We start from the raw sequence: 25,698 nt of genomic DNA, 5'->3' as shown, positions 1-25,698 counted from the left end.
AAGTCTACGCCTGTTCCAGCGGCGGTTCGCCGATCGCTGCCTCCTGATAAATGACATTGTACGAATCTCGTCCCAGTCGTTCGAAGATGGCCAGGAATTGTCCGATTTCCACTTCCAGGGATTGAACCTGGTCTGCCGGAAGGAATCCGATGGTTCCACTCCAAGGATCCGGCGCGCCGGGAAAATAGATGGTGGTGGTGCCGTCGCCGGCACGTTCGATTTCCAACGCCGGACGCTTGACTCCGTTGACTTCGACCAGGATGGGTTTCATCCGGTCGCGTGCCAGGTCGCCACCGATGCCGCCGGCGACCTGATCTTTGTAAATGGAATACCGCGGGAAAATCATCGTCAGGTGGCGTTCGATCAGGCCACTGAGCTTCCGACCCAAGGTCATCCGGGCCACGACGCCGGCGGCAAAGCAGGCCAGCACGACCAGGGCGAGCGCCGCGGCGGTCACCATCGCGTAACCGTAGGCGGTGGTGATGTTCAGAGTCTGTTGCAGAAAAATGGCGACGACGTAAACGACGCTGGCCGCCTTGCCGACGAACCATCCCACCACGATCAACGGCAGCAGGAAGATGACGCCGCCGACCGCCATCGATCTCAAAAAACCAACCGGGCGTTCAATGTGTCGCCGCATCGATCTGTATTCCTTGCTGAGTCTTTTCGCATCGCCAGGCCGTCCGCATCTGCATTGCCACAGGTGGGCGTCGCGTCGATACTTGATTGGCGGCTACCTGGGGGACGAGCGCATTGACGGTGGCCACCGACGACCTGCAGTTTATGGATTCGGAGCAGCATGATGTTCAAGGCCGTGATGAAAAACCTGGCGTCCTGCTGGAGACAGCTGGTTGTTGTCGACCTGCTGTTTAAAACCGTGGCGGTGGTTGTGTTGACCCCGTTGGTCAGCCTGCTCTTTCGGTTGTTCCTGGCGTTATCCGGACGCACGGTTCTGGCCGACACCGACATCGCCCGTTTCTTGATTCATCCGATCGGATGGGGCGCGTTCTTGATTGTCGGTGGGGCCGTCGTGGGGGTGTTCGCGATCGAACTGGCCGTCCTGATGATGGTTTCCGTGGGATCCGCCGTCGGAAGGACGCCCCGGCCGCGGAGCGTGTTTCGGTACGTGGCATCGAAGTCGACGACGCTGCTGCGGCTGGCGGCCTGGGTGGTCGCGCGGATCGGCCTGAACGCACTTCCCTTTCTGGCCGTCGGTGGGGCAATCTTTTGGATGTTATTGACTGAGCACGATATCAATTTTTACTTGACGGAGCATCCGCCGGAATTCTGGGCGGCGGTGGTTGCCATCGGGTTCGTCCTGGTCTTGATGAGCGTCCTGCTGCTGTGGCGCGTGATCGGCTGGGTTGAGGCCACGCCGTTGGTGTTGTTCGAACGCGCCGGCGCGATCCGGGCGATTACCGAAAGTGAGCGTCGCGCCACCGGACGTCGGCGTCTGATTGCCGGCAGTTTGGTCGGCTGGTTCGCGACGACGACGTTGTTGCGGGTGGCGTTGTCGGCAACCGTCGTGTTTGCGGCGCAGCAGGTGGTGGACACCACCGGATCACGGCTGACATGGATGGTGCTCGCTCTGGGGTTGATGATCCTGCTGGTATGGCTAGGCAATCTGGTTTCCGGTGTCGTCGCGAACATCTCGCTGGGGGCGCTGCTTTCGATGCTGTACGTCGACGAACGCGGTTCGGCGGCGATCGAGATGCCGACCGTTTCGGAGGAGCCGGCAACCGCGATGCGCGTAAGGCTGACGACCGGGCGCGTCGTTTCGTCGGCCATCATCCTGCTGCTGGGAGCGGGATTACTCGGCGTGGGCCTGCTTGGCAGCATTGATTTCGAAGACCATGTCCAGATCACCGCGCATCGCGGCGGCGCGTTCTCGGCCCCCGAAAACACGTTGGCGTCGGTTCGTCGCGGGATCGAGGACGGTGCCGATTGGATCGAGATCGATGTGCAGGAATCCAGTGACGGCGAGATCATGGTGGTTCACGACAGCGATCTGAAGAAAGTCGCCGGTGATCCGGTCAAGATCTGGCAGGCTACCGCCGAGCAGCTACGCGCGATCGACATCGGCAGTTACTTCGGTCCCAGCTACCAGGACCAACGCGTGCCGACGCTGCGAGAGGTGTTGGAAGAGTGCCGCGGAAAAGCCGGCGTCAACATCGAGTTGAAATACTATGGCCACACGCAAGATTTGGAGCGGAAGGTTGTGGACTTGGTCGAGACAATGGAAATGTCGGACCAGGTCGTGGTGATGTCTCTGGAATTGGCGGGAGTCAGGAAGATTCAGCAACTGCGTCCCGACTGGACGGTGGGGCTGTTGACCGCCGTGGCCGCCGGCGACTTGACCCGCACCGATGTGGACTTTCTGGCCGTCAAAGACTCGCTGGCGACCAAGCCTTTCGTCGACGCGGCGCATCGGCGGGGAAAGACCGTCGCCGCTTGGACGTTGAACGATCCCTACACGATGTCATTGATGATCAGCCGGGGCGTGGACAACCTGATCACCGACCGTCCGGCGTTGGCCCGGCAGGTACTCGCCGACCGCGAAGCGATGAGCCCCGTCGAACGGTTGACGTTGGAAGTGGCCTACTACTTAGGGATTCGACCTGAAGTCAATTCGCAGCAGTGAGTTGCCGCCTGCCCTAACGGTCCAGCTGGGCGAGCTTGACCAGGACTTGGCCCTGTTCGTCAAGCAACAGCAGTTTTCGCTGGCCGTCGAAACGGTAACTTCGCACCGCCGACAACGCTTTCAAGAACCGGTTCTCCTGATCCATCAGCGCCGGCGGACCGGCCCGCCGCGTCGTTGCCAGTGGGCCCAGTTGCAGCGACCGGCCGTCGATCTTGGCGGGACCGCTAAAGCGGTTGACCGCGGTGTTGCCGGTGACGTGATTCGGTTGATCAAACGACAGGGTTGACTGTGCGATGTCGACAACGCCGCGGCCACCGATGTCTTCGGCGATCCAGTTCGTCGCGTCCAAAGACATGTCCCCATCGCTTGCCGCCGTCGTTTCAAACACCGTTTTCCAATCTCGCTTCATGTCGACCACCACCCAACCTTGTTGTTCGGATTGCTCCAATGCTGTGACAAGTTTTCCGCTGCTGGCAGGATCTCGGTCGTAGGCGTACTCCCGTTCCGGGTCGGTGTGGTGCACGATCAATCCGAAGGAGGGTGAACGCGTCATCGTGGTCCATTGCAGCATCGCCAAGTCGCCATCGGAGTTTCCGAAAGCTGCGACGGGGCGACGTCCGATGGAACGATGGATCGCAACGGGTTTGCCCTCTTTGTCATCGATGAAATCGATTCCTGCTTGACGCGCCAAGACGGGGACACCGTCACGAATCTCGAATTGCAGCGGCCCCATCGAACCGATCACCTGTTCCGGTGGGATCCCGTACGTGTCTTCGGCCCAAACTCGCATGAAGTCCTTGCCGCCACCGGAAACGATGTAGGTTCGGAATCCGTGTTCGCGCAGATACGCCAGCACCTCTTGCATCGGCAGATAGGTCAGGCCGTTGTACGGCCGGTCAAACCTGGGATGCCGGGCGGTGGACAGCCAGTCGCGGACACGTTGGTCAAACTCGTCGACGGTCGTACCGGCGTGCGTCTCCTTCAGTATTTCGCTTAAAGACTTCTTCAAATCTTTTTTCAAGACTGCGACGTCGCCATCGAGTGCCGCTTGAATCACCGGGTTCTGTTTCCACTGCGGATGGTCCGGCGCCAGGCGTCGCAGTTCGTCCAGGGCAAACATCAGCTGGAATGGCAACGGGTTCTCCGGCCATAGCGTGCCGTCATTGTCGAACACCGCGATGCGGTCTTGCGGTGCGAGGAAATCAGGAGAATCCTCCGTCGTGACCTTCGCGACGAAATCGACGATCGCCTGTTTGGCGGGGCCGTCGTTCCAGGACGGCAATGGCTGGGCGTCCGCCACCGCGGAGACAGCGAGCAAGCCGATGACCGCGGCCAGGCGGCGGACGGAGCCGATCATGGTCGAACAGATTCCAGTCATTTCAATCGTTCTCCTTGGAAGGGGTCGCCTGTTTTTGCCGGCCGGCGCCTGCCCAGCACCTGCCCGGCGCTTGCCCACGGGGCCCGCCATGTGCCGGGGGAAGTCGTCCCGGGTGAATGCGTCACCGCGTTGCCGATCGCAGCCTATCCTTCCGCCCGGCCCGTGGCAACCAATCCGCGTGATAGCCGGACCCGACTCGGAACACGCGTTCCGATGCCCGCTGCCTGCAAATTGCTGCAGGGCGCGCACCGGGGTGAATGGGGAGTCATTCCGATCGTCGACTTTGTATGATGGCCGTTTTAAGCTTGCGTGGTGGTTCGGACAAATCATCTCGCGAGGCAGGATTCCCGGCCGCAGCAGGATGTCTCCCTTTTGATCCGAGCCTTTCTCAATCCGAATCTGGTACATCCGCATCCGCGTCAACGGATCCCGGAAATGATGGACCAACCGGGGCTTCCCGAGGACGAGCATCGACTTGCTCTTGCCGGCTTGGCCCGTCTGAATCGTTTCACCGGCATCGCGTCGCAACTCTATCGTCACTTGCGCCGCGAAGCGTGTCGCAACCCCGGGCGAACCTTGCGGATTCTTGACGTCGCCAGTGGATCAGCGGACCTGCCGCTGGCCTGGGCCGTTCGCGCGAGACGTGACGGGTTGAAATTTGAAATCACGACGACCGACATCAGCGATTTCGCGATCGCAGAACAGCAGCGTTTGGCAAAACAATACGACGTGCAGATCAATTCGGTGCAAGCGGATTGTTTGAACGATCCGCTGCCCGGCGGTTTTGACGTGGTGACCAATTCGTTGTTCATGCATCACTTGGATGAGCACGATGTCGGGCGATTGACCGAACGGATGTTGGACATCAGTCGGGGGAAAGTGATGATCTGCGACCTGGAGCGTTCGCGATCGAATCTGGCTCTGGTCTCGGTCGGCGCCCATCTGCTCTCGCGGTCCGTGGTGGTGCACCATGACGCCCGCTGGAGCGTGCGCGGTGCTTTCACACGCGACGAGTTGAAGCATCTGGTGCGCGCGGCGTCCGGTCAAGATGCGGCTGTCCGTCGGGTTATTCCTTGTCGCATGTTTGTCATGCTGCGAGGCAGGTGCGCCGCGGTCAAGGAATCCCGATGAAGGCGTCATCGTCGCTGTCGGTACCGTCACCGCGTGTATTGGTGATCGGAGGGGGCGTGGCCGGGTCGGTCTGCGCGCTGGTGTTGGCGCGTCGAGGTGTGCCGGTCGACGTGGCTGAAAAGATGGCGTTCCCCCGTCCCAAGGTCTGCGGTTGCTGCATCGGCGGAGCAGGACTGGCGGCTTTGGAGTCCCTGTCTCTGCGTGAATCGGTGGAGCGGGTTGCCGCGACAACGCGGCGGTGGTCGGCCTCGTTCAGCGGTCGCAGAATCGATTTGCCGCTCGCCAACGGAATCGCCGTCAGCCGCCATGTGTTGGACCCGCTGCTGTTGCAGGTTGCGGCGGAGAGTGGCGCCCAAGTTTTGCAGCCGTGTGGGGCGTCGATCATCGATGCAGACCATCGCGGGGTTCGGGTCGCATTGCAGCAGGAAGCGGAAGCGATCCAGCGGGAGTACGACCTGGTGATTTGCGCGGCCGGATTGTCGATGGCGGGTTTGAATGAGTACTTGCCATGGACCGAAACGCCCAACGGACCTTTCGGCGTTTCGTGCCGATTGCAAACCGGCACGGCGGATCCCGGAACGATCTACATGGCGTGTGGCAGCGATGGGTACGTCGGCATGGTTCGGCTGGCCGATGGCAGCATCGACGTGGCCGCGGCGTTGCGGAGCGGATCGGAGTCGGCGAAGGCGGGAGTTCCGTTGGTGCGAATGCAGCGGCTGCTGGCCACCAGCGGTTTCGATCCCGGCCATTGGGACACGGCCGACGAACTTCGCACCACTCCACCCCTGCGTCGGTCCAGGCGGTTCGCCGAAGGGCGGTTGCTGGCGATCGGTGACACCGCCGGGTATGTGGAACCGTTCACCGGCGAAGGAATGACGTGGGCAATCCAGAGCGGAATCGCCGCGGCTGAATTGGTCAGTGACTGCCCCGATTGGGACACGCTGGCGGGTCAGTGGAGAACGCGATTGCGCGATTTGCTGCGCGGGAAGAAACGGATTTGCCGCATGGTGACCGATGCTTTGCACCACGATGGGTTGCGCGGCCCAGCCGCGGTCGCTTTGTCACGCGTCCCATGGTTGGCGTCACCGCTGCTGAAAGCCCTCGGGCAGCGGTAGCGGGGCCGATGACGGCGTTCCGCGGTCGAGATGTTTGAGTCGGGATCGCTGACAAATCCTGGTTGTCGGTCCTGGGGTGATGGTCAACAATCAGCTGGGTCGCCTGTTTCGGATCTCCAACTTTCCGACGCCGATGAATGCTTCGAATATCGACCCAGAGGAGGCATTGTTTGACGCCGGCGGTTCGCCGACGGATTTGTCATCGCAAGCGGAGTTGTCTTCATCGTTGGACGATGGGGACGAACTCGGGCAGCGATTGCAGGACATCCGGCGTGACATGGCCGCACTCCAAGCCAAGGCGGAACCGCTGTTGCGAAGCCTGCCGCCACGTCGGCGACTCAGCGGCGCCAACCTGCTTCACTACGTGGCGTTGCGTCGCCATGACATCCGCGATCTGCAAGAGCAATTGGTGGTCCGTGGCCTCTCGTCGCTGGGGCGTTGCGAACGGTCGGTGAAGGCGAATCTGGACGCGGTCCTCAGGATTTTGGGGCGGCCGCCCGCGGTGAACGCCACCGCCGACAAGGCCGAGGGCAAGGCAGTCGACAAGGCCGACGGTTCCGAGATGGGCGGAGGCATCAGTTTTAGCGCCGGACGCGAACTGTTGCGAGTCAACACGGAGCGATTGTTCGGCGGCAACGCCGATCGCGAGCCTGCGATCATGGTCACCATGCCGCCCGAGGCAGCGGTCGATCGCACCCTGGTCCGAGAGCTTTTGGAAGCGGGGATGACCGTGATGCGAATCAACTGCGCCCACGATGAGCCGTCGACCTGGTCGGCGATGATCGCCAATCTGAGATCGGCCGAAGCGTCCGTGGGACGGCGGTGCCGCGTCGCCATGGACTTGGGGGGGCCCAAGATTCGCACCGGTCCGATCGTGGAGGGCCCGCGCGTCTTGAAGTGGAAGCCACAGCGAAGCGACTTTGGCATCGTGGTCCAGCCGGCGCGTCTTTGGATGACGCCGAACGCGGCCGCTCAGCCGCAACCGGATTGCGATGTGGTCGTTCCGGTAACCGGCGAGTGGTGGAAAGCGGCGCAGCCGGGCGATCGCCTGCGGTTCACCGATGCGGCTGGCCGGAAAAGGACGTTGTCGGTGTTGCACGTGGATGAAAACGGGATGTTGGCAGAAGCCCGCAAAACGGCCTACGTAACAGATCAGACACGCGTGGAAATCCAATCCTCGGCCGTGGGTGATGATGGCACGGCAACGGTGGATGGGACTCTGGGACCGTTGCCCCCGCGATCGACCCGCTTGGTACTTCACGTCGATGACGTGCTGCTGATCACCGAACCCGCATTGGCCGGACGCCCGGCCAGTCGCGATCGCGACGGACGTCTGAGCGAACCGGCGACGATCGGATGCACGTTGCCGGAGGTGTTTGCCAGCGTCCGCGCCGGTCACCGCGTGCTGCTGGATGATGGCAAGATCGCCGGCGTGGTCGAACAGGCGAACGATCGCCAATTGCGAGTGAAGATCACTCGCGCCCGTGAGAAAGGTCAGCGATTGGGAGAAGACAAGGGGATCAACTTTCCCGACACCGACTTGCAGCTTCCGGCGCTGACCGAAACCGATCTGAACGATCTTTCGTTCATCGCCGAGCACGCCGATCTGGTCAACTTTTCTTTTGTTCGAGGTCCCGACGATGTCCGCCAGTTGCGGCGGCACCTGGAACGCTTGGGACGCATTGATCTGGGGATCATCCTGAAGATCGAAAATCGCCAAGCCTTTGAGACTCTGCCCCGCTTGCTGTTGGAGGTGATGCACAGCGATCAAGCGGGGGTGATGATTGCCCGGGGTGACCTGGCCGTCGAATGCGGCTGGGAACGTCTGGTCGAAGTCCAAGAAGAGATCTTGTGGATGTCGGAGGCGGCCCACCTGCCGGTGGTCTGGGCGACGCAGGTGTTGGAGGGTTCGGCGAAAGAAGGGTTGCCAAGCCGTGCGGAGCTAACCGATGCGGGGGTCGCGGCGCGGGCCGAGTGTGTGATGCTGAACAAAGGCCCGCACATCGTCGACACGGTGCGACGCCTGCACGACATCTTGGAGCGGATGCAACAGCACCAGGAGAAAAAGCGGCCGACGTTTCGCCGCCTGCACATCGCCGACCGATTGTTTGTCGAAGCGATGACGTAGTGGCCCGGCAAAACGGACGACCGCACAGGTCCATCCTCTCATTACCGCGCCAGGGAATTTGGAAGTTGCGAACGGGCGGCGGAATGAGCGTCGAGGAAAAGTCGAATCGCGCGCGTCAGCCTTCGGCTTCGCTGAGAACGGCCATGAAGGCCTTCTGGCTGATCTCAACATTGCCGACCGCTTTCATCCGCTTTTTGCCTTCCTTTTGCTTTTGCAGCAGTTTGCGTTTTCGCGTGATATCGCCGCCGTAGCATTTGGCGGTCACGTTCTTGCGCATCGCGGGAACGGTTTCGCGGGCGATGACGCGGCTGCCGATCGCCGCCTGGACGGCGACTTCAAACATGTGGCGGTCGATTTCGCTCTTCAGCTTTTTGGCGACCGCGCGTCCACGTCGGTCGGCGTCCGCCCGGTTGCAAACGATGCTCAGCGCATCGACGCGATTGCCGTTGACCAGGAAGTCCAAGCGGACCAGATCGGCCGGTTCGTAGCCGACCATTTCGTAATCCAGCGTGCCGTAGCCCCGCGTCGCGCTTTTGATTCGATCGTGCAAATCGTAAACGACTTCCGCCAGCGGAATGTCGTAAGTCAGCATGGCCCGCTGGGCGCCCAGGTACTCCTGTGTCTTTTGGATGCCGCGTCGTTCCTGACACAATTGGATCACCGGCCCGATGAACTCGCTGGGCACGATGATGTTGCAGCGGACGATCGGTTGCCGAAACTCCTCAATGTCACCTGGATCGGGAACGTCCTGCGGCTTGTGAATCTGGATGGTTTCGCCGCGCTTGTTGACCACCTCGTAGGTCACGTTCGGCGCGGTCTGGACCAGATCGATGTCCGATTCATTTTCCAGACGCTGCTGGATGATTTCCATGTGCAGCAACCCCAGGAATCCGCAGCGAAAACCGAACCCCAGGGCATCGCTGGTTTCCGGTTCGAATTCAAAGCTGGGATCGTTGATGGCCAGACGCTCCAAGGCGTCGCGGAGGTCACTGAAATCCTGGCCGTCGCTGGGGAACAAACCGCAGTACACCATCCGCTTGGGCCGAGAATAGCCGGGCAAGGCCGGCGCCGGGTGATCGCCGGCGACGCTGACCGTGTCGCCGATATGCACGTCTCCCAGGCTTTTGATGTTGCAGATCAGGTATCCGACCTGACCGGCAACCAGTTCATCGCGGGAGACACGTTGGGGGGCGAACTGTCCCAGTTCGACCACGTCGTGGGTGGTGCCGGCGCGCAGGAACTTGATTTTTTGTCCCTTCCGCACGGTGCCCTGCATGACGCGAACGTAGGTGATCGCGCCCCGGAAGTCGTCGTAATTGGAATCAAACACCATCGCCTGCAAAGTCGCGTTGGGGTCACCGGTCGGACCCGGGATGCGGTCGATGATGGCGTTGACCAAATCACCGACGCCCTGACCGGTTTTCGCACTGACGCGGACGCATTCGTCGGGGTCGGTGCCCAACGAGTTCATCATTTCTTCGGCCACTTCGTCGGGCCGGGCGTGGGTCAGGTCGATCTTGTTGATCACCGGGATGATGTGCAGGTCATGCTCCATGGCCGCGAACGCGTTGGCGACCGTTTGGGCTTCCACACCCTGGAAGGCGTCGACCAGCAGCAACGCGCCTTCGCAGCAGGCCAACGACCGGGAAACCTCGTACTGAAAGTCGACGTGCCCGGGGGTGTCGATCAGGTTCAGCTCGTATTCCTCTTTGCCGCGTTTGAACTTCATCGCCACCGCGCGGGCTTTGATCGTGATGCCTCGGCTGCGTTCCAATTCCAGATCGTCCAGCAGTTGGGCCTTCATTTCGCGGTTGCTGACCGTTCCGGTTTCCTCCAGCAATCGGTCCGCCAGGGTGCTCTTGCCGTGATCGATGTGGGCAATGATGCAGAAGTTGCGAATCTGTTTCGTCATAGTGTTTTAAGAGTTTGTTTTCGAGCGTATCCGGCAACGCCCAAGTATCCGGCGTCGGCACCCAGGGAAGCGAAGCCGATGCTGGTGCCCTCGTACACGTTCTCAAACGTGCGGTGTTTGAACTCGTTTTTGATCCCGTCAAGGAACCGTTGTCCGATGGGACATTCTGAGCCGCCAAAGTTCATGGCACCGCCGAGAGTCACGACGCCGGGATCCAGGGCGTGGACCAGGGTGGTGATGCCAATCCCGAGCCATCTTGCTGTTTCGTCAATGATCTCCAGTGCCAGCGCGTCGGAGTGCTCCTTCGCCGCCTCGTAGACTTTCAACGCCGTCAATTCCGAATTGCCGCCACCAAGTAAACCGCTGAGCGCGCTCTCGGCCCCGTCGGTCAGCCGTTGCAGCGTGCGTCCCACGACCGCGCTGGCGCTGGCGTAGGCCTCCAATTGTCCGCGACCGCCGCCCCAGATGCACAGCCGGGCGGTGGGAGACGGATCGACCAGGATGTGGCCGCACTCGCTGCCGAAACTGTTCACGCCGTTGACCAGTTCGCCTTCCACAATAATCCCACCGCCGACGCCCGTGCCCAGGGTCAGCAGGATCATCGAATTCGAATCACGCCCGCTGCCGAGCCAAAATTCGCCGAACGCGGCGGCGTTGGCGTCGTTCAAAAACGCAACCGGCCGTCCCAGCAGTTTCTCGGTCGCCGACACGATCGGGAAGTCCCACCAGGAGGGGAGTTGGGGTGGGGCCACCAGGGAGCCACCGGGAAGGTCCATCGGACCGGGCGCGCCGAGCCCGACACCCGGCACCTTGCCGGCCACTCCCAGCCGGTCCTCCACTTCGCCGACGATCGCAGCGATCCGCTGGACGGCCGACGTCGCCCCTTCCGATTCACGCGTGGCTATCTTCTCATAGGCCACTGTTTTACCGTTTTCGTCCACCAAGCCCAGTTTGATTCCGGTGCCTCCGATGTCGATTCCCCAATAAAACGGCGCCCGTGCAGATTCGATCGGTGCGAGGACCGGTCCATCGTTGACGGATGAATCGGGTTGCGAACTCATCGTGAAGACCAAGGCTGGAGAGAACTGTTCCGGTGACCATCCCCCGGAGGGCGGAGTATAGAAACGAGCCGCAGTCGTCACAACGAGCGTTTTCAGCGTGCCAAACTACCGGCAAGATTCGTCCCCGAATCCGCTCGGAAGCTTGCCGATCGCCCCGATTAAGGAGTCCTTTTCGATGAAAGTCGTGTATCTGACCGCCGGTGCCGCCGGCATGTTCTGCGGCAGCTGCATGCACGACAACGCGCTGGCCAAGGCGCTCCGGGGCTGCGGCATCGACTGCCTGTTGCAACCCGTTTACACCCCGATTCGGACCGACGAGGAAAGTGTCGCGACCCAGCAGGTGTTTCTGGGCGGGATCCAGGTCTATCTGCTGCAGCAGATGCCCTGGTTGCGTTATTTGCCGAAATCGCTCCGACACCTGGTGGATTTTCCCCCCCTGATCCGCTGGGCCACCCGCCGTGCCGGTGCCACCGATCCGGCCCTGTTGGGAAACCTGGCCGTGTCCATGTTGCGCGGTGAGCACGGCCATCAAGCCAAAGAATTTCAGCGGCTGGAGGACTGGATCGTTCGGGACGTGCGGCCGGACGTGGTCATCTTGACGAACCTGCTGATCGGCGGCGGCTTGTCCGGTCTTCGAAAGCATCTGCCCGGCGTGAAGATCGTCGTCATGCTGCAAGGCGACGACATCTTTTTGGACCACCTGCCAGAGGCTTCGCGAAGTGAAGCCATCCGGCTGTGCGCCGAATTGGTTCCGCACGTCGATCGGTTCTGCGTGCACAGCGATTTCTACGGCCAGAAGATGGGGGCGCTGCTGCAGATCCCCGCGGCCAAACTGGTCCGCACGCCCTTGTCGATCGATTTAGCACCGTTCAGCGATGCCGGCGAGCGGCGACCCGTTTCCGACGCCGACGTCCGCCTGGGCTACCTGGCCCGAATCGCGCCCGAAAAAGGTCTGCACCGATTGGTTGAAGCGTTCGAACGGATCGCGCCCGACCACCCGCAGTTGACCCTGCACGCGGCCGGTTGGTTGGGACCGGCCAACGAAGCCTACCTGGAATCCATTCACGAGCGGCTGCTCGAAGTCGGTTTGCAGGACCGGTTTGTCTATCACGGCAGCCCCGACCTGCAGGGCAAAATCCGGTTCCTTCGCGACGTCGATGTGCTCAGCGTGCCGACCGAGTACGAAGATCCCAAAGGGTTGTTCGTGTTGGAGGCGTTGGCGGCCGGGACGCCGGTCGTGATGCCCGACCACGGTGCCTTTGGCGAGTTGGTCCGCTCGACCGGCGGAGGCGTGCTGGTCCCGCCGGACAATCTGGACGCACTGTGTCGCGGGATCATTGACTTGGTGAACGATCCGCAACGTCGGCAGCGGCTTGCCGAGGAGGGAAGGGACGGTGTCCGGTCGCGGCATTCGATTCAGGCCTCGGCCGAAGAGTTGGCACGGCTGATCGGGCAGACGTGATCGCCGCAATGGCGGCGCTGTCCTGCTGGGCCCTGGCTGAAATTTTGCAGAACCCCTGCTGTCGCCAGAGAGCAGAAAGCCACGCTCTGGCGAGCGTGGCGACTCGTTTGTCGCCTTTCACTCCGTGAAGCTGCGTGCATGTCCGCCGCTGTTGTGGCTAGGGGCGGAACTCGGCCGGCAATTCGTATTGATTCGCTGCGGCGTCACGCGTCGTGATCAGGATTTCCGTGTCCTGGGGTTCTTTGCCCGACGGATGCACGACCCACACCAACGACTGTTTGGGATCCTTGGGGCCCGTCGCTGTCTTGTCGGGATTGGCACCCAAAACCAGATCGGTCAGGACGGTGCGCAGCGGGACCGCTTGTTTCTCAAACCCACGGATCTGCTGGTTCTGGGTGATGCCGTTCTTTTCCAAGTCGCTCCCGATGATGCGTACTTCGGGCATCGTGGAATTGTTCGGAAGTGATTGGGTGAATTCATCGACGACCGCAGCCACCGCGAACTGCAACGACTCCTGGGTGAAAGAAATCGACATCGGCCGATCGAGCATCTGCTGGACCGTCAGCGGCTCGGTGGACTTTGGTTTGGACGCGACGACCGGACCGCCGGGCGGCGTGTTCATGGCCAACATCGATGCCAGCATGACTTGCGCCGCCGCGTCCGGCGGCAGGTACAGCGACGCGACAACGGTTTCCCCTTCGATCGTGCTGCGCGTCTGTTGGCCGACGAAACGCAACATCAGCGGCAAGCGACTCGCCAGCAGCCGCCAGGAAGGATCGGGTACCGATTGCAAAATAAAATCATCTGCCCACTGCGGCCAGGACGCGACTTCATCACGGAAAGACTTCAGCAGTGCCGGTGAGGTCGCACCGCCGCTGGGGACTTCCCGCAGTTCCACGTACAGGGTCTGGTCGGCGGCGGTCACCGTGATCGACGCGGCGGCCACGTCGGGGATCAGCCACCGTTTGAGCGGATCTTGGAACTCCGGGACCGTCGACGCGATCAGTTCTCGCCCGTCGGCGAACAAGAAGTTCGGTGTGATCACGGCAACCAAATCACTTTCCCGGCTGGTCCGGTCCCACAGGGTTTGCAAGCTGCGGACCAGCGGAATCGGACCCCCGTCCAACTCGGCGACTTCACGGATGCGGTCCAGCGAGGCCACCGCGAAACGTTCCACGTCCGCCCCCGGGGCCAGCTTGCCTCGTTCGCCGCCGGCGACGAAGTACGCGTCGCCGTCCAGGTCTTCGCCGGCATACAGGGTGACCCCGTCGGGAGTTTGTGATTTCAATGCGCCCCAACGCTGGGTCAACGAGTCGATGCTGGTCGGCGTTTCCAGTTCGACCGCCAATGCGACCTCCGGCCATCCGCCGCGGCCAGGATACAGCCCGATCGTGCAGCGTTTGATCTGGTCGCGTGCGACGCCGGCGCGGCTGACGGCCGCATCGATCAACGGATCCAATTCCGGTTGCAGTGTCGTGAGCATCGGTTGCGCAGCCGCTTTGTCCGTCATCGCTGCCAGCCGAACGGAAATCAACGCCGCCGGTCCCGGCGGCAGCAGTTCCAACGACGGCGGTTGTGTGTCCGCCGGGTAGGGCGGCACCCACAACAGTCGGTCGCTGTCGACGATCTCATAGCCGTTTTGCGTTGCGGGACCGCCCGCGGGCGCGGTCGGGTTGGTTTGGTTGGGATCGGATTGGCTGTCCCGGCGAGCCTGTCCGACGCGTGGGACCGCGCCGGTCAGACGCGGAGGAGGACGTCGCGGCGCGTTCGTCTCTTCATCACCGCTGCCACTGAGCGCGATGGCCAGGCCCAGCATCAGTAGCGGCAGGATCATCATCCCGGCCAGAATGGGCAGCCGATTCTTCTTCCGACGTCGTCGACGACGACGCGTCGGCGCCGTCTCGGCAGCGGAAGACAATTCAGCCGACGACAACTCGGCTTCCGCGGTCGCCGCGACTTGTTCGGGATTCGTTTCCGGGGCCGAGGTTTCGGGGGCCGAGGTATCGATCGCGATCGATCCTTGCTCGGTCAGCTGAGGAGGCTCGCGGTCCGGCGCGGTGGCTGCCCGATCGACGGCGGCCACGTCATCGACGGGCCGTGTGTCCGACCCGGTCTGCGCGGGCGGTGTGCGGTCAACCGGCGGAGGCGTCGACGTTGCCGGCCGGGTCGCGGCCGCGGCGGATTCGACCGCGGGTGAACTGTCGTTAGCGGTTGCCGGCGGCGCTGGCCGGGCAGCCGTGTTGGTGTGGTACGTCGCCGCCGATTCCCTCGCGACGGTCGGTTGGGTTGCCTTGGCAATCTGCTCCCCCGCAGGTGCTTCCGCGGCGGAGAGCTTTGCGGCGGGGACGGCTTCCCTCTTGGGGGCGTTGGTTGCCGAAGCCGCTTTCGGCGGGGGCTGTTTCGATGCGGACTGTTTGTGTTCCTGAATGACTTCGCCCACCCGTTGCAGCGCGTCGGCGAAGGCGGCGACGGAGTCGAATCGGGCCGCGGGATCTTTCGCCATCGCGTAGGCGACCACACGCAGGATCGGGTCTCCCTCGGCGCCCCGAGTGGCAGCGTCCTGCAATTCATCGGGGATGTGATCCTGGTGGGCGGCGAACAACGCCGACGTGTCCGTGCCCTCAAACGGAGGCCGACCGACTCGCAGAGAAAACAGCAAGCAGCCCAGCGCGTACAGATCGGAACGTGGCGTCGCCACGGCGGTGGGATCGGCAAGCTCCGGCGCGGCATAGCGCGCGGCCGGCTCGATGCAATCGATCCAACTGGAGGCCACATCGGAGTGCGGTGACCAGGACGTGATGGACGGATCACGCAGCAGGACGGCGTTGCCTTTGGGGGTCACCCAAACGTGGTCGGCGGCGACCGCACCGTGGACCAACGTCGTGGAAGCATCCTGATGCATCGCCGCCAGAGCGCGCGCCACATCCACGCCGATTCGAATGGTCTTGCGCGCGCTCAGCCGGGGTTTCTTTTGCAGCACCTGCCACAGCGATCCACCCTCCGGAATCGGGCTGAACAAATCCACGGTGCGATTGGCGTCGGACGATTGCGCTCCACCGGACAATTCGATTGTCTGCAGCGTGGGGCAGCTGACTTTGGCGTGAGCCGCCAACGCCGCGCGGCGGGTGTCGTCGAGCGAACCGAGTGGGATTCTGAGCAGGAATCCGTTGCGAACCGGATCAGCCGAATTCTCACAGACCGTTCGCACCGGCAGCCAGTGTCGAAACGGAACCGGCGGCTGGTCCCCCGTGATCACGAACGCGCCGGCCCGCAACGAGGGTTCGGGTTCGCAAACGAGCGCCTTTGCCTGGAACGATGTCAGCTGACCGGTTCGCACCAGAAACTTGGCCAGCGAGGCGGCGTTGGCTGGCGGATCACCCTGGTGGGCCGCTGCGAAAGCGGCGGCCATCTGCTTGCAACCCGGCGCATCGGTGATGCCGGCACTGACGAGACGAGACCAGAATTCGCTGAGTGCGATCGACATTCAACGCGGGACAAGCAGGGGGAATAGAAATCGGGCGGGCAGCGCGAAAACGCACCGTCTCAGTTTAGCCAATCGACTTCTGGTCGGAGACCGGTGTGGGTTCGTCCGACGCGCGAAAAGCGATCAATAATCGATAGCGTGACAATCCTCAGCGGTGCAATCGCCACGCACGATGTTTACACTCTGAACCGAATGCCGCGCGTGCCGTCGATTCCCGACCACCGTGAGACGCTGCCCCAATCGTTCGCCGCGCGGTGTTGCCAGGATTGCTCGGCTGGGCAGGATTTGGCGGCCGGCAATCAAATCATCAATGGATCCCGCTTCGACAGAGCCTTCACCTTTGAATATTGCTTATTTGACAACTGAGGCGGTGCCATTTGCTAAGACGGGCGGTTTGGCGGATGTTTGCGGGACGCTTCCCCGCGAAGTTGCCGCGTTGGGAAACCGCTGCGCGGTCGTGATGCCGGCGTTCCGACAGATCCACCGGGCCGGCATCAAGATCGAAACGACCGACATCAGCTTTGCGATCCCGATGTCGGGTGGGAAATTGGTCGGCGGCCGATTGTTGAAGGCCCAGCTGCCGCTGAGCCAGGTACCGGTGTGGTTCATCGACCAGCCGCAGTACTTTGACCGAGAGTCGCTGTACGGAGATGCTTCCGGCGACTATCCCGATAATGCCGAACGGTTCGCATTTTTTTGTCGGGCGGCGCTGGCGGCGCTTCCGCGGATCGGGATGGATGTCGATGTGCTGCACTGCAACGATTGGCAGACCGGATTGGTCCCAGGGCTGTTGCGGGCGACGCCCGAGTTCTACCCGGCGGTGTGCGACGCTCCGGTGGTGATGACCATCCACAACATGGCCTACCAGGGGCAATTCCCCGCTGAGGCATTCAGTTGGACCGGATTGGGGTGGGCCTACTTCAATCACCGGTCGTTCGAATTCTACGGGCACCTGAATTTCCTCAAGGCCGGCATTGCGGCGTCGGACTTTGTGACCACCGTCAGTCCCCGCTACGCGATGGAGATTTGCACGCCGCACCGGGGTTGCGGATTGGACGGCGTGTTGGCGGCCAAGGGCGGCGACGGAAATCGGGTGACCGGAATCACCAACGGCATCGACGTGACCGTGTGGGATCCGGTCAACGATCCCAACCTGCCGGCGCGATTCGATGTCAATTCATGGCAACAGGGCAAGACGGCCAACAAGCTGGCGTTGCAGGAAGCGTTTTCCTTGGAGCGTTCGGCGGAGGTGCCGATGCTGGGGCTGGTCGGGCGGTTGGCCGAGCAGAAAGGGTGGGATTTGATCCTGCCGGTGCTGGAGCGTCACGTGCGGGAGCAGCGGCCGACCCAATGGATGATTCTGGGAAGTGGCGACCCGGGGATCGAGGCGGACTTGGTGCGGTTGGCCGAACAGGCGCCCGACCAAGTTGCCGTGCGGATCGGTTTTGACGACGCGTTGGCCCACCAGATCGAAGCGGCCTCGGATCTGTTCTTGATGCCCAGCCACTACGAACCGTGTGGGTTGAACCAGCTTTACAGCCTCCGCTACGGAACGGTGCCGATCGTTACGGCTACCGGCGGTCTGGCGGACACCGTGGTCAATTGCACGCCGGAGACGTTGGCCGACGGCACGGCGACCGGGTTCCACCTGAGCGAGTTCTCGCCGGACGGATTGGATGAAGCGATCGGACGGGCCCTGCAGATGCGCTATCACGAGAAAAAAAATTGGGACGATCTGGTCGCCCGCGCGATGTCGATGGATTGGTCTTGGAGGAAGAGTGCGATCCAGTATGTGGAGCTTTACGAAAACGCAATTTCCCTTAGTCGGTGAGGCCCCGCGGGGCGGTGTTTTGTGGCCACCGGCGAATCGGAGATTCTTGGCAAGAAAGGCTGGAAATCGGTGAGAAATCGCTAAAGTTGGGGTCCCGGTCCCCCGCGTACAGCAATGGAGTCATCGCGGTCGACAAGTGAACGATGAGCGAGAGTTGAAGGTGGTCTCCGCGCCCAAGTTCCTGATGTCCACAGCCCCGTCAAGTCGTAACTGTCATCGATGTCGTCCAACGCCGATCGCGTCTCGCCTGAGACCCCATCTTCATCGAAAAACGCCGCCAACGAACTGTTGATCGAATCTCGTGGTCGATACGTCTTGGCCGGAAAAACCGTGTCCGCCAAGCAGCTCAGCGACCAAGACACGCATCTGGCTTCGGCCTGCGAAACCAAGCTGATCTGGCAAGGTCGGTCCGGACAACCGTCGATCGAGCGGATGCCGGATCGACGCATCCAGGCTCGGATCAATCAATGGGAACGTGATCGTGTCACCGCGTCACACTCTCGGCGAGATTTGTTGACCGGTGACTGGACGATCTTCGCTCCCGAGCGTGATCAGCGTCCCAACGACTATGCGATCTTGGAAGCTCGGTGTGCGGAATCGGAGCATCGAACGGTTCATGGCGTTGATCCAGATTGTCCGTTTTGCCGCGGCGCCGAATCGGAAACGCCCAAAGCGGTTTGGTCAGCGAAGCGGTCGGACGAATTGACCTGCCGCGCCGATGACGATCGGACCCGGTTGGCGCGGCCGGCCGTGGAAGTCCGTCCGTCGGACCAGCCGGATTGGGACATTCGCGTGGTGCCGAACAAGTTTCCCGCGGTCAGTCCCTTTGACACCGCCGGTGCGATCCCGCAGCAGCAAAGCAGTTTCTTTCCGGTCACCGACACCGTCGGCGGCCATGAGGTGATGATCGAGTCGTCCGAACACGCCGAGTTGATCACGCAGTTGGATGCCTCGTTCTTGTACATGACGCTGCTGGCCTATCGCGATCGCATCCGCCACTGGCGGCAGGTGCCGGGGATCGAATACATCAGCGTGTTCAAGAATTGCGGCCCCGATGCGGGGGCGTCGCTGCGGCACAGCCACAGCCAACTGATTGCCACCAGTCTGATGCCGCAGCGGGTCCGCACGGTGACGGAACGTTGCCAGAACTATCGTGCCCGGACCGGATGCGCTCTCGGCTGCGACCTGCTGCGGGCGGAGCTCAACGAGCGGACGCGGGTGATTGATCACGCCGACTCCTTCGTCGCATTTTGCCCCTTCGCCAGCCGTTTTCCGGGTCTGGTGCGAGTCACGTCGACGATGCATCAGCCGCACTTCGATGATTTTTCGGACAACGCGTTGGACAATCTGGCCAGTTTCCTGTGGCGGGTGCTCGGCTGGGTCGACACGGCATTCCCCGGCAAGGCGTACAACTACCTGTTGCACACCTGTCCGCCCGGGATCAAGCAACCCGACGCGTTTCACTGGTCGCTGGACGTGTTTCCCCGGCTCTCCAAGACCGCGGGATTCGAGTGGAGCAGCGATTGCATGATCAATTCCATGCTGCCTGAGGACGCGACCGACCGCTATCGCGAGGCCGCATTCGCCAATGATCCCAGGCACGTGCTGGCGATCCACTAGCCGGGCATTCAGGTAGCCACGCTCGCCAGAGCGTGGAGAATTGGCTCACGTAGCCACGCTCGCCAGAGCGTGGGATTGGCTCGGTAGCTACGCTCGCCAGAGCGTGGAACGTGCTGCATTGCCACCGCTTGGTGACGGTCGCGACGTCGGATCGTGCCACCTTTCGTGAGCCGCGTGGCGCCAGCCGCGGGTGGACTCGTATCGACCGGCGGCTACCGCCTTGCCGCTCACGGTAGTGCAAATCACGTTATTTTTGATCAGGCGTGACGGTATCCAGACAGGCCCTGTCCGAACATTGTCGCTTCCGGGCTGTCGCCAGGTGCTCCGCCCGGCAAAAACGACGATGCATTTCTGAACGAATTTCTAAACACTGGGTTGTGGAGCCCTCCCCCCAAGGATGCCGATAGTCAGTCAGGGGCGTCGGTGCCGATTGCGGGGGTGATTCCGAACGCGGAAACCTTGTGCGGTCGACATCGGGGAATTTCGGTTCCTGGGCGATTCGTTGCCAATTAGGCCATGCGGAAAATCCGCTTCGGTCCGTACAATCGGTCGCGTCGGTTTGGCCGTCGTCAACTTGCCTTTTGCCATCATTCCACGTTTGCGTTTGCACTGAACATGACTGCCCACGTTCATCTTTGTTTGGCTCTGCACAATCACCAACCGATCGGAAATTTCGACGGCGTCTTCGAGCAGGCCTACCAGGACAGTTATCTGCCATTCATGGAGGTCTTCGAGCCTTACGAGCAGCTGCAGATCTCTTTGCACACGTCCGGTCCTTTGATGCTGTGGATGTCGGAACGGCATCCCGAGTACCTGGACCGGCTGCGTCTGCTGGTCGAAGCCGGCCGCGTGGAAATCATCGGCGGCCCGCAGTATGAGCCGATTTTGACGATGCTTTCGTCGCGGGATCGGATCGGACAGATCCAGGCGTACGCGCACTGGCTGGAACGCAATCTGGGCGTGACCCCGCGCGGCATGTGGACCCCGGAACGCGTTTGGGAATCTTCACTGACGCGCGACGTTGCCGACGCTGGGATCCGCTACACGGTTCTGGATGACTACCATTTCCGAGCCGCCGGTGTGCAAGAAGAGCGGTTGACCGGCTACTTCATCACCGAGGACGACGGCCGTGTCCTGCGAGTTTTCCCGGGATCCGAGCATCTCCGCTACACGATTCCCTTCCAGCCGGTTCAAGCGACCATCGATCATTGTCGGCAGGTTGCCGAACGCACGCCCGGGGCGGTTTTGACCTTCGGCGACGACGGAGAGAAATTCGGCACGTGGCCCGATACCAAGCAGCACGTTTACGAAAAGGGTTGGTTGCGGGGCTTGTTCGATGCGTTGACGGAGAACGCGTCCTGGCTGCACACCGTCACGTTGGGCGAAGCCGTCAATCGCACGGCGCCGGCCGGCAAGATCTACCTGCCCGATTGCAGCTATCGCGAAATGACGGAATGGTCGTTGCCGACCGACGCACAGCAACGCTTGGACGAGCTGACCCATGCCATGGAAAAGCACCAGCATTGGAAGGATCTGCGTTCGTTCGTCCGGGGCGGGTACTGGCGCAATTTCAAAACGAAGTACGACGAAACCAACGAGATGTACGCCCGGATGATGCACGTCAGTCGTCGACTGGCCGATGCCGAGGCGGCCGGTGTCGATGCCGGACAGTTGTCGGTCATCCGGGACCACCTGTACCGCGGTCAATGCAATTGCCCGTACTGGCACGGGGCGTTCGGCGGGATCTATTTGCCGCACCTGCGAAACGCCATCTACCAGCACCTGATCACGGCGGACAACCTGCTGCAGAAAGTGACCGGTGACGCAGTCGATTCCGTGCAAGCGACGGCCGACGATTATGACTTTGACGGCATGCAGGAAGTTCGGCTGAGCAACGACAAGCTTTGCGTGTGGGTGGCTCCGGGACGCGGCGGACGTTTGTACGAATTTGACGTCCGTGACATCAGCCACAATCTGCTGGCGACCTTGAAACGCCGCCCCGAAAGCTATCACCGCAAAGTGTTGGCCGGCCCCAGCAGTGGCGACGAAGAGGTCGCGAGCATTCACGACCGCGTGGTCTTCAAGCAGGCCGACCTGGACAAGCGGTTGCAGTACGACCGGTATGCCCGAAAGAGCTTGATGGATCACTTCTATGACAGCGATGCGACACTGGAATCGGTGTGGCGCGGTGACGCCGACGAGCGAGGCGATTTCGTCGATCTGCCGTTTGAAGCCAAGCTGCGGCGCGGCGAGGATCGTGTCCAGATTCAGATGCGGCGGGACGGAAACGCCTGGGGAGTTCCGATCACGTTGACCAAGGCCATCACCATGGTTGCCGGTTCGGACACGCTGGAGATCACCTACCTGTTGGAGAACCTGCCGCAGGATCAATCGTTCCACTTCGGAATCGAATTCAACTTTGCCGGCTTGCCCTCCGGCGCCGACGATCGCTACTTCTCCGACCAGTCCGGAAACCGGCTGGGCCAGTTGGGCCAGCCGTTGGATTTGACCGAGGCAACCGCGTTGTCGCTATCGGATCGCTGGTTGGGCATCGACGTCCAATTGAATCTGGATCGCCCCAGCGGCATTTGGGCTTTCCCGATCGAGACGGTCAGTCAGAGCGAAGGTGGATTCGAACTGGTGCACCAGAGCGTTTGTGTGCAACCGCACTGGCACGTTCGCGCCGACCACGAGGGACGTTGGCACGCCAAGATCGAACTGGCTGCCAACTGCGAGCAGCACGCCGAAACGGTCAGCGACCAGCAGGTGATTCACCTGTAAGGGATCGACGCCGGTTCCCCTGTCATCGATTTCCCAGTCATCAGCTTGGCGTGGACAGTCCCTCGGGCAGGATTCCCGCGGCAACTTCGTCTTCCCACTGGTCCATCAGCGGCCACGACTCGGCCAACGTGCCGAAGTCGGCCATCTTCAGGTAACCGCGAACGCGGTCGATGGTGCGATTCATGAAGTCGGCATCGTTGGGGAAGATGGGGCCGTGGCTGGGCGCCAACCATTTCACATCGCTGTCCCGGATTCGCTCGAGCGACTTGACGAAGGCTTTGATGTCGCTGCCGTGGTGAGCATCGATGGCGCCGATGCAGCCGTCGCGGTAGATGTTGTCACCGCTGAGCAACACGTCGCCGATTCGGAAGGCCAGTTGGCTGTTGGTGTGGCCGGGGGTATGCCAGACCTCGATGTCGATGCCGCCGACGCGGATCACGTCGCCGTCGCCGACTTCGTTTTCGACGTCGACTTTGGGCATGTCCATCTTCAAATTCTGCGCCTCGATCTCCGCCAGGGTCCACAACGTGTCGCCTTCCCGCAGCGGTTTGACGGCTTTGGGATGCGCCGTGACGGTGGTTTTCAGAATCGACTTCAGCTTGGCCAAACCCTGGATGTGGTCCACGTCGGCGTGCGTGGCGATCAAGGTTTTGCATTGCGAAAGCGGGAAATCCAAGTTGCGAATGATCTCCACGAAGTCGTCAACCGTTTCCTCATAGCCGATGTCAACGAGCGCCCATTCATCCTCGTCGTAAATCAGGTAGACGTTGCATCCGAGCACCTCGCGGGCCTGAAAATTCAGTTCCAAGATGCCGGGAAAGATTGGATTGCGTTGGATCATGCGTGCTGGTTTGTTGGTTGAAGATCGGCTCGTTGTCATTCTAGGGTGCGTTGCAAGACGTCTGCCAGCCCGCAGCGATAGTCGGGAAAGGTCAGGGTGTCCAGCAAATCCCGGCGCATCTTTCGATTCCAAATGCGTTTGTTGCTCTCGCTTCGCATCCGGGCGGAGGCATCCGCCGCCGGTGCCGCGAAGCGGGGCGGTGCCACACCGCATCGTCGCGCGATCTCACGATAAAAATCGCCCCGCACGACGGGATGATCGTCGGCCACCAGATACAGACGTGACTGGATGCCGGGACCGGCGGGCGCGACGTTTCCAAGTCGCTGCCAAGAGGCCAGCACGGCGCGGGCGGCGTCGGTCACATGGATCAAATTCAAGAAACCCGTTTCGGTACAGGCGATGGGGCGGCCGGCAAGCACGTCGGACACGCGGGGCACACGGCCCGGACCGTAAATGCCCGCCAGACGCAGGATGTGGTGCCGTCCGGTGGGCCGCATCGCATGCAGCAGCTGCTCGGCTTGCAGATGCACGCGTCCGCCCAGCCGATCCGGGTGGGTGGGGGCGGTTTCGTCGACCCAACGTCCATCTTGCTGATGGTAGACGCCGGTGGTGCTGATGTAGCAAATCCGGGTATCGGGCGGCAGCACCGCCAGCAGCCTCCGCAGTCCTCCGACTTGCGAGGTGTAGCGGTCGTGGCGACTGGTGCGGTCGTAGCTGACCGCGACCAGCACGCGTCCGCCGCCACGAAGGTTTTCCGTGGGCAGTTGGCCGCGAACGATGGGGCGGGTCCAGTCGTAGAGAACTGGTCGCAGACCGGCCCGGCTGAGCGCGTCAAACCGTCGCGGACTGCGCGTCGTGGCATGGACAGTTGCGCCGCCAGCGGCCGCCATTTCGGCGACTTTTTGGCCTAGGTATCCCGATCCGACCACTAGAATGTCCGTATCGTCGTTCATTGCGGCTTTTCGCGTCACTTTTTTCAATGGGGCGGGTTGTGGCTACAATAGGGAGCCGTCAGTTGCTTGTCACGAGATTGCGTCCACGGAGTCCGTTTTGAATCGAACCCAGCCCCAAAGCATCCCTGCCGATGCCCCTCCGCGGCGTCTGGCCCCGGAGTCGCTGGGCCTGCGGTGGCTGGGCCTGCGGCGGTTCGCGTTCGCGCTGGTGCTGGTCGCAGCGGGGATGGCCGGCGGGCAGGAACCGCGAGAAAACCAGTTTCTGCAGGATCGCGGGCCGTTCAGTTCCCAGGCCGGAGCGGACGTCGGCGATGCCTTTGAAATCATCGAAACGGCGGAAGAGTCGCGGATTGAAGGTCTGAGCGAAGCGGACCGGGGTCGAGGTCGGAAATCGGCCTCGGGGACCCGTGTGGCCGTGCCCGAGTCGCTCCAACGGTTGCTCAAGCGTGGGGGCGTGCCCACGTCGTTGCAGCAACTGCAGGAGTTGGAGCAGCAGCAGCAGCGGGTCGCGCGAATCGCGTCGGCCTGCACCGTCAGCGTCCGGATCGGTCCGGCCCAAGGCTGCGGCGTGATCATCACCGATACCGGTTTTATTGTCACGGCGGCCCATGTGGCGATGCGACCGGGAAAGACCGCATTTGTAACTTTGTCCAACGGTCGTCAGGTCACCGCCACGACGTTGGGGATGAATCGCCGTGTGGACGCGGGGCTGATTCGGATCAATCCCGGCCAGAACGCCGGCGAGCCTTGGCCGCACGCCAGTCTGGGAAGCAGCGAAGATCTGGTTCCGGGAATGTGGTGCATTGCGCTCGGGCATCCCGGCGGCTACGACTCCCGTCGCGGTTCGGTCATCCGAGTCGGGCGTCTGCTGGAAGTGCGACCGGATGTGATCAAGACCGATTGCGCGCTGATCGGTGGCGACAGCGGCGGGCCGTTGTTCAATATCGCCGGTGAATTGATCGCAGTGCACAGCCGGATCGGCAACGACGTTGCCGACAATCTGCACGTTCCGATCGATCACTACGATTACGCTTGGGACCGCATGGCCGCGGGCAAATCCTGGGGATTCCTTCCAAACTTCAAGCCGACCCTGGGGGTGACGGGAAACCAGTCCGACGAGGTGGCCCGAATCATTGACGTCAAGGAAGGTTCACCCGCCGAGCAAGGGGGGCTGCTTCCGGAGGATGTGGTCGAACAGTTTGGCGAGAAAATGATTTCTGATTTCAATGCCCTCAAGGATGCCGTGGCCGACACGATGCCCGGCGAGCGGGTGCCAATTTGGGTGAAACGTGGCGCCACGCGGGTTCGCGTGATCGTCGAAATCGGCCGTGACGGGTAGCGTCCTGTCCGTCGGTCACCG

At 62.0% G+C, this 25,698-nt stretch carries 16 protein-coding genes; 9 read left to right on the top strand and 7 right to left on the bottom strand.

Going from position 1 to position 25,698, the window contains the following annotated elements:
• Window positions 1-4: 4 nt before the first annotated feature.
• Window positions 5-640: a DUF502 domain-containing protein gene (locus FYK55_RS24880; RefSeq protein WP_150079334.1), complete on the bottom strand. Its 636-nt coding sequence runs from the start codon at window positions 638-640 to the stop codon at window positions 5-7.
• A gap of 159 nt (window positions 641-799) precedes the next feature.
• On the opposite strand from FYK55_RS24880, the gene FYK55_RS24875 reads away from it, so the two are divergent.
• Window positions 800-2,641 (top strand): glycerophosphodiester phosphodiesterase, encoded by a 1,842-nt coding sequence (locus tag FYK55_RS24875; RefSeq protein WP_150079333.1) that lies wholly within the window; start codon window positions 800-802, stop codon window positions 2,639-2,641.
• Window positions 2,642-2,654: 13 nt separating this feature from the next.
• On the opposite strand, the gene FYK55_RS24870 is transcribed toward FYK55_RS24875, so the two are convergent.
• Window positions 2,655-4,019, bottom strand: a complete 1,365-nt coding sequence (locus tag FYK55_RS24870; RefSeq protein ID WP_235908955.1) for an META domain-containing protein — start codon at window positions 4,017-4,019, stop codon at window positions 2,655-2,657.
• A 435-nt stretch (window positions 4,020-4,454) separates the two neighbouring features.
• On the opposite strand from FYK55_RS24870, the gene FYK55_RS24865 reads away from it, so the two are divergent.
• From FYK55_RS24865 to FYK55_RS24855, 3 genes are all read left to right on the top strand, one after another.
• Entirely contained in the window at window positions 4,455-5,150 is a 696-nt protein-coding gene (locus tag FYK55_RS24865) for a methyltransferase domain-containing protein (RefSeq protein WP_150079332.1), read from the top strand.
• Entirely contained in the window at window positions 5,147-6,265 is a 1,119-nt protein-coding gene (locus tag FYK55_RS24860) for an NAD(P)/FAD-dependent oxidoreductase (protein WP_150079331.1), read from the top strand. Before FYK55_RS24865 ends, FYK55_RS24860 begins: the two co-directional genes overlap by 4 nt.
• 79 nt (window positions 6,266-6,344) lie before the next feature.
• Entirely contained in the window at window positions 6,345-8,393 is a 2,049-nt protein-coding gene (locus tag FYK55_RS24855) for a pyruvate kinase (protein WP_150079330.1), read from the top strand.
• A gap of 115 nt (window positions 8,394-8,508) precedes the next feature.
• On the opposite strand, the gene lepA is transcribed toward FYK55_RS24855, so the two are convergent.
• Window positions 8,509-10,305, bottom strand: a complete 1,797-nt coding sequence (lepA, locus tag FYK55_RS24850; protein ID WP_150079329.1) for a translation elongation factor 4 — start codon at window positions 10,303-10,305, stop codon at window positions 8,509-8,511.
• Entirely contained in the window at window positions 10,302-11,366 is a 1,065-nt protein-coding gene (locus FYK55_RS24845) for an ROK family protein (RefSeq protein WP_150079328.1), read from the bottom strand. Before FYK55_RS24845 ends, lepA begins: the two co-directional genes overlap by 4 nt.
• Before the next feature lie 175 nt (window positions 11,367-11,541).
• Here FYK55_RS24845 and FYK55_RS24840 point away from each other — a divergent pair, with 175 nt between their 5' ends.
• Window positions 11,542-12,828 (top strand): glycosyltransferase family 4 protein, encoded by a 1,287-nt coding sequence (locus FYK55_RS24840; RefSeq protein WP_150079327.1) that lies wholly within the window; start codon window positions 11,542-11,544, stop codon window positions 12,826-12,828.
• 157 nt (window positions 12,829-12,985) lie between these two features.
• Here the strand turns inward: FYK55_RS24840 and FYK55_RS24835 are convergent, their stop codons facing one another.
• On the bottom strand, window positions 12,986-16,312 hold the full coding sequence (locus tag FYK55_RS24835) for a serine/threonine protein kinase (RefSeq protein WP_150079326.1): 3,327 nt from the start codon (window positions 16,310-16,312) through the stop codon (window positions 12,986-12,988).
• 340 nt (window positions 16,313-16,652) lie between these two features.
• Here FYK55_RS24835 and glgA point away from each other — a divergent pair, with 340 nt between their 5' ends.
• The 3 genes from glgA to FYK55_RS24820 all read left to right on the top strand — a co-directional run bounded on the left by glgA (window position 16,653) and on the right by FYK55_RS24820 (window position 22,544).
• A complete protein-coding gene (gene glgA, locus FYK55_RS24830; RefSeq protein ID WP_150079325.1) occupies window positions 16,653-18,143 on the top strand; it encodes a glycogen synthase GlgA in 1,491 nt (496 codons plus the stop codon).
• Window positions 18,144-18,362: 219 nt separating this feature from the next.
• Window positions 18,363-19,763: a galactose-1-phosphate uridylyltransferase gene (locus FYK55_RS24825; protein ID WP_150079324.1), complete on the top strand. Its 1,401-nt coding sequence runs from the start codon at window positions 18,363-18,365 to the stop codon at window positions 19,761-19,763.
• A 615-nt stretch (window positions 19,764-20,378) separates the two neighbouring features.
• Window positions 20,379-22,544: an alpha-amylase/4-alpha-glucanotransferase domain-containing protein gene (locus FYK55_RS24820; RefSeq protein WP_150079323.1), complete on the top strand. Its 2,166-nt coding sequence runs from the start codon at window positions 20,379-20,381 to the stop codon at window positions 22,542-22,544.
• A gap of 40 nt (window positions 22,545-22,584) precedes the next feature.
• On the opposite strand, the gene FYK55_RS24815 is transcribed toward FYK55_RS24820, so the two are convergent.
• Together FYK55_RS24815 and FYK55_RS24810 are read right to left on the bottom strand one after the other, a co-directional pair.
• Window positions 22,585-23,385, bottom strand: coding sequence for an MBL fold metallo-hydrolase (locus FYK55_RS24815; protein ID WP_150079322.1), 801 nt, complete (start codon window positions 23,383-23,385; stop codon window positions 22,585-22,587).
• Between the two features lie 35 nt (window positions 23,386-23,420).
• Entirely contained in the window at window positions 23,421-24,338 is a 918-nt protein-coding gene (locus tag FYK55_RS24810) for an NAD-dependent epimerase/dehydratase family protein (protein WP_150079321.1), read from the bottom strand.
• A 97-nt stretch (window positions 24,339-24,435) separates the two neighbouring features.
• Between FYK55_RS24810 and FYK55_RS24805 the strand changes: the two genes are divergently transcribed.
• A complete protein-coding gene (locus FYK55_RS24805) occupies window positions 24,436-25,677 on the top strand; it encodes a S1C family serine protease (protein WP_235908954.1) in 1,242 nt (413 codons plus the stop codon).
• Window positions 25,678-25,698: the final 21 nt, after the last annotated feature.

It is taken from the genome of Roseiconus nitratireducens (assembly GCF_008629675.1).
GTDB lineage: Bacteria > Planctomycetota > Planctomycetia > Pirellulales > Pirellulaceae > Stieleria > Stieleria nitratireducens.
This window is presented reverse-complemented; position numbering and strand designations above follow the sequence as displayed.

Coding starts and splice junctions, on each gene's coding strand:
- FYK55_RS24840 (WP_150079327.1), top strand. CDS start 11,542: ATGAAAGTCGTGTATCTGACCGCCGGTGCCGCCGGCATGTTCTGCGGC.
- FYK55_RS24815 (WP_150079322.1), bottom strand. CDS start 23,385: ATGATCCAACGCAATCCAATCTTTCCCGGCATCTTGGAACTGAATTTT.
- FYK55_RS24820 (WP_150079323.1), top strand. CDS start 20,379: ATGACTGCCCACGTTCATCTTTGTTTGGCTCTGCACAATCACCAACCG.
- FYK55_RS24875 (WP_150079333.1), top strand. CDS start 800: ATGATGTTCAAGGCCGTGATGAAAAACCTGGCGTCCTGCTGGAGACAG.
- FYK55_RS24825 (WP_150079324.1), top strand. CDS start 18,363: ATGTCGTCCAACGCCGATCGCGTCTCGCCTGAGACCCCATCTTCATCG.
- FYK55_RS24870 (WP_235908955.1), bottom strand. CDS start 4,019: ATGACTGGAATCTGTTCGACCATGATCGGCTCCGTCCGCCGCCTGGCC.
- FYK55_RS24860 (WP_150079331.1), top strand. CDS start 5,147: ATGAAGGCGTCATCGTCGCTGTCGGTACCGTCACCGCGTGTATTGGTG.
- FYK55_RS24835 (WP_150079326.1), bottom strand. CDS start 16,312: ATGTCGATCGCACTCAGCGAATTCTGGTCTCGTCTCGTCAGTGCCGGC.
- FYK55_RS24845 (WP_150079328.1), bottom strand. CDS start 11,366: ATGAGTTCGCAACCCGATTCATCCGTCAACGATGGACCGGTCCTCGCA.
- lepA (WP_150079329.1), bottom strand. CDS start 10,305: ATGACGAAACAGATTCGCAACTTCTGCATCATTGCCCACATCGATCAC.
- FYK55_RS24810 (WP_150079321.1), bottom strand. CDS start 24,338: ATGAACGACGATACGGACATTCTAGTGGTCGGATCGGGATACCTAGGC.
- FYK55_RS24855 (WP_150079330.1), top strand. CDS start 6,345: ATGGTCAACAATCAGCTGGGTCGCCTGTTTCGGATCTCCAACTTTCCG.
- FYK55_RS24865 (WP_150079332.1), top strand. CDS start 4,455: ATGATGGACCAACCGGGGCTTCCCGAGGACGAGCATCGACTTGCTCTT.
- FYK55_RS24880 (WP_150079334.1), bottom strand. CDS start 640: ATGCGGCGACACATTGAACGCCCGGTTGGTTTTTTGAGATCGATGGCG.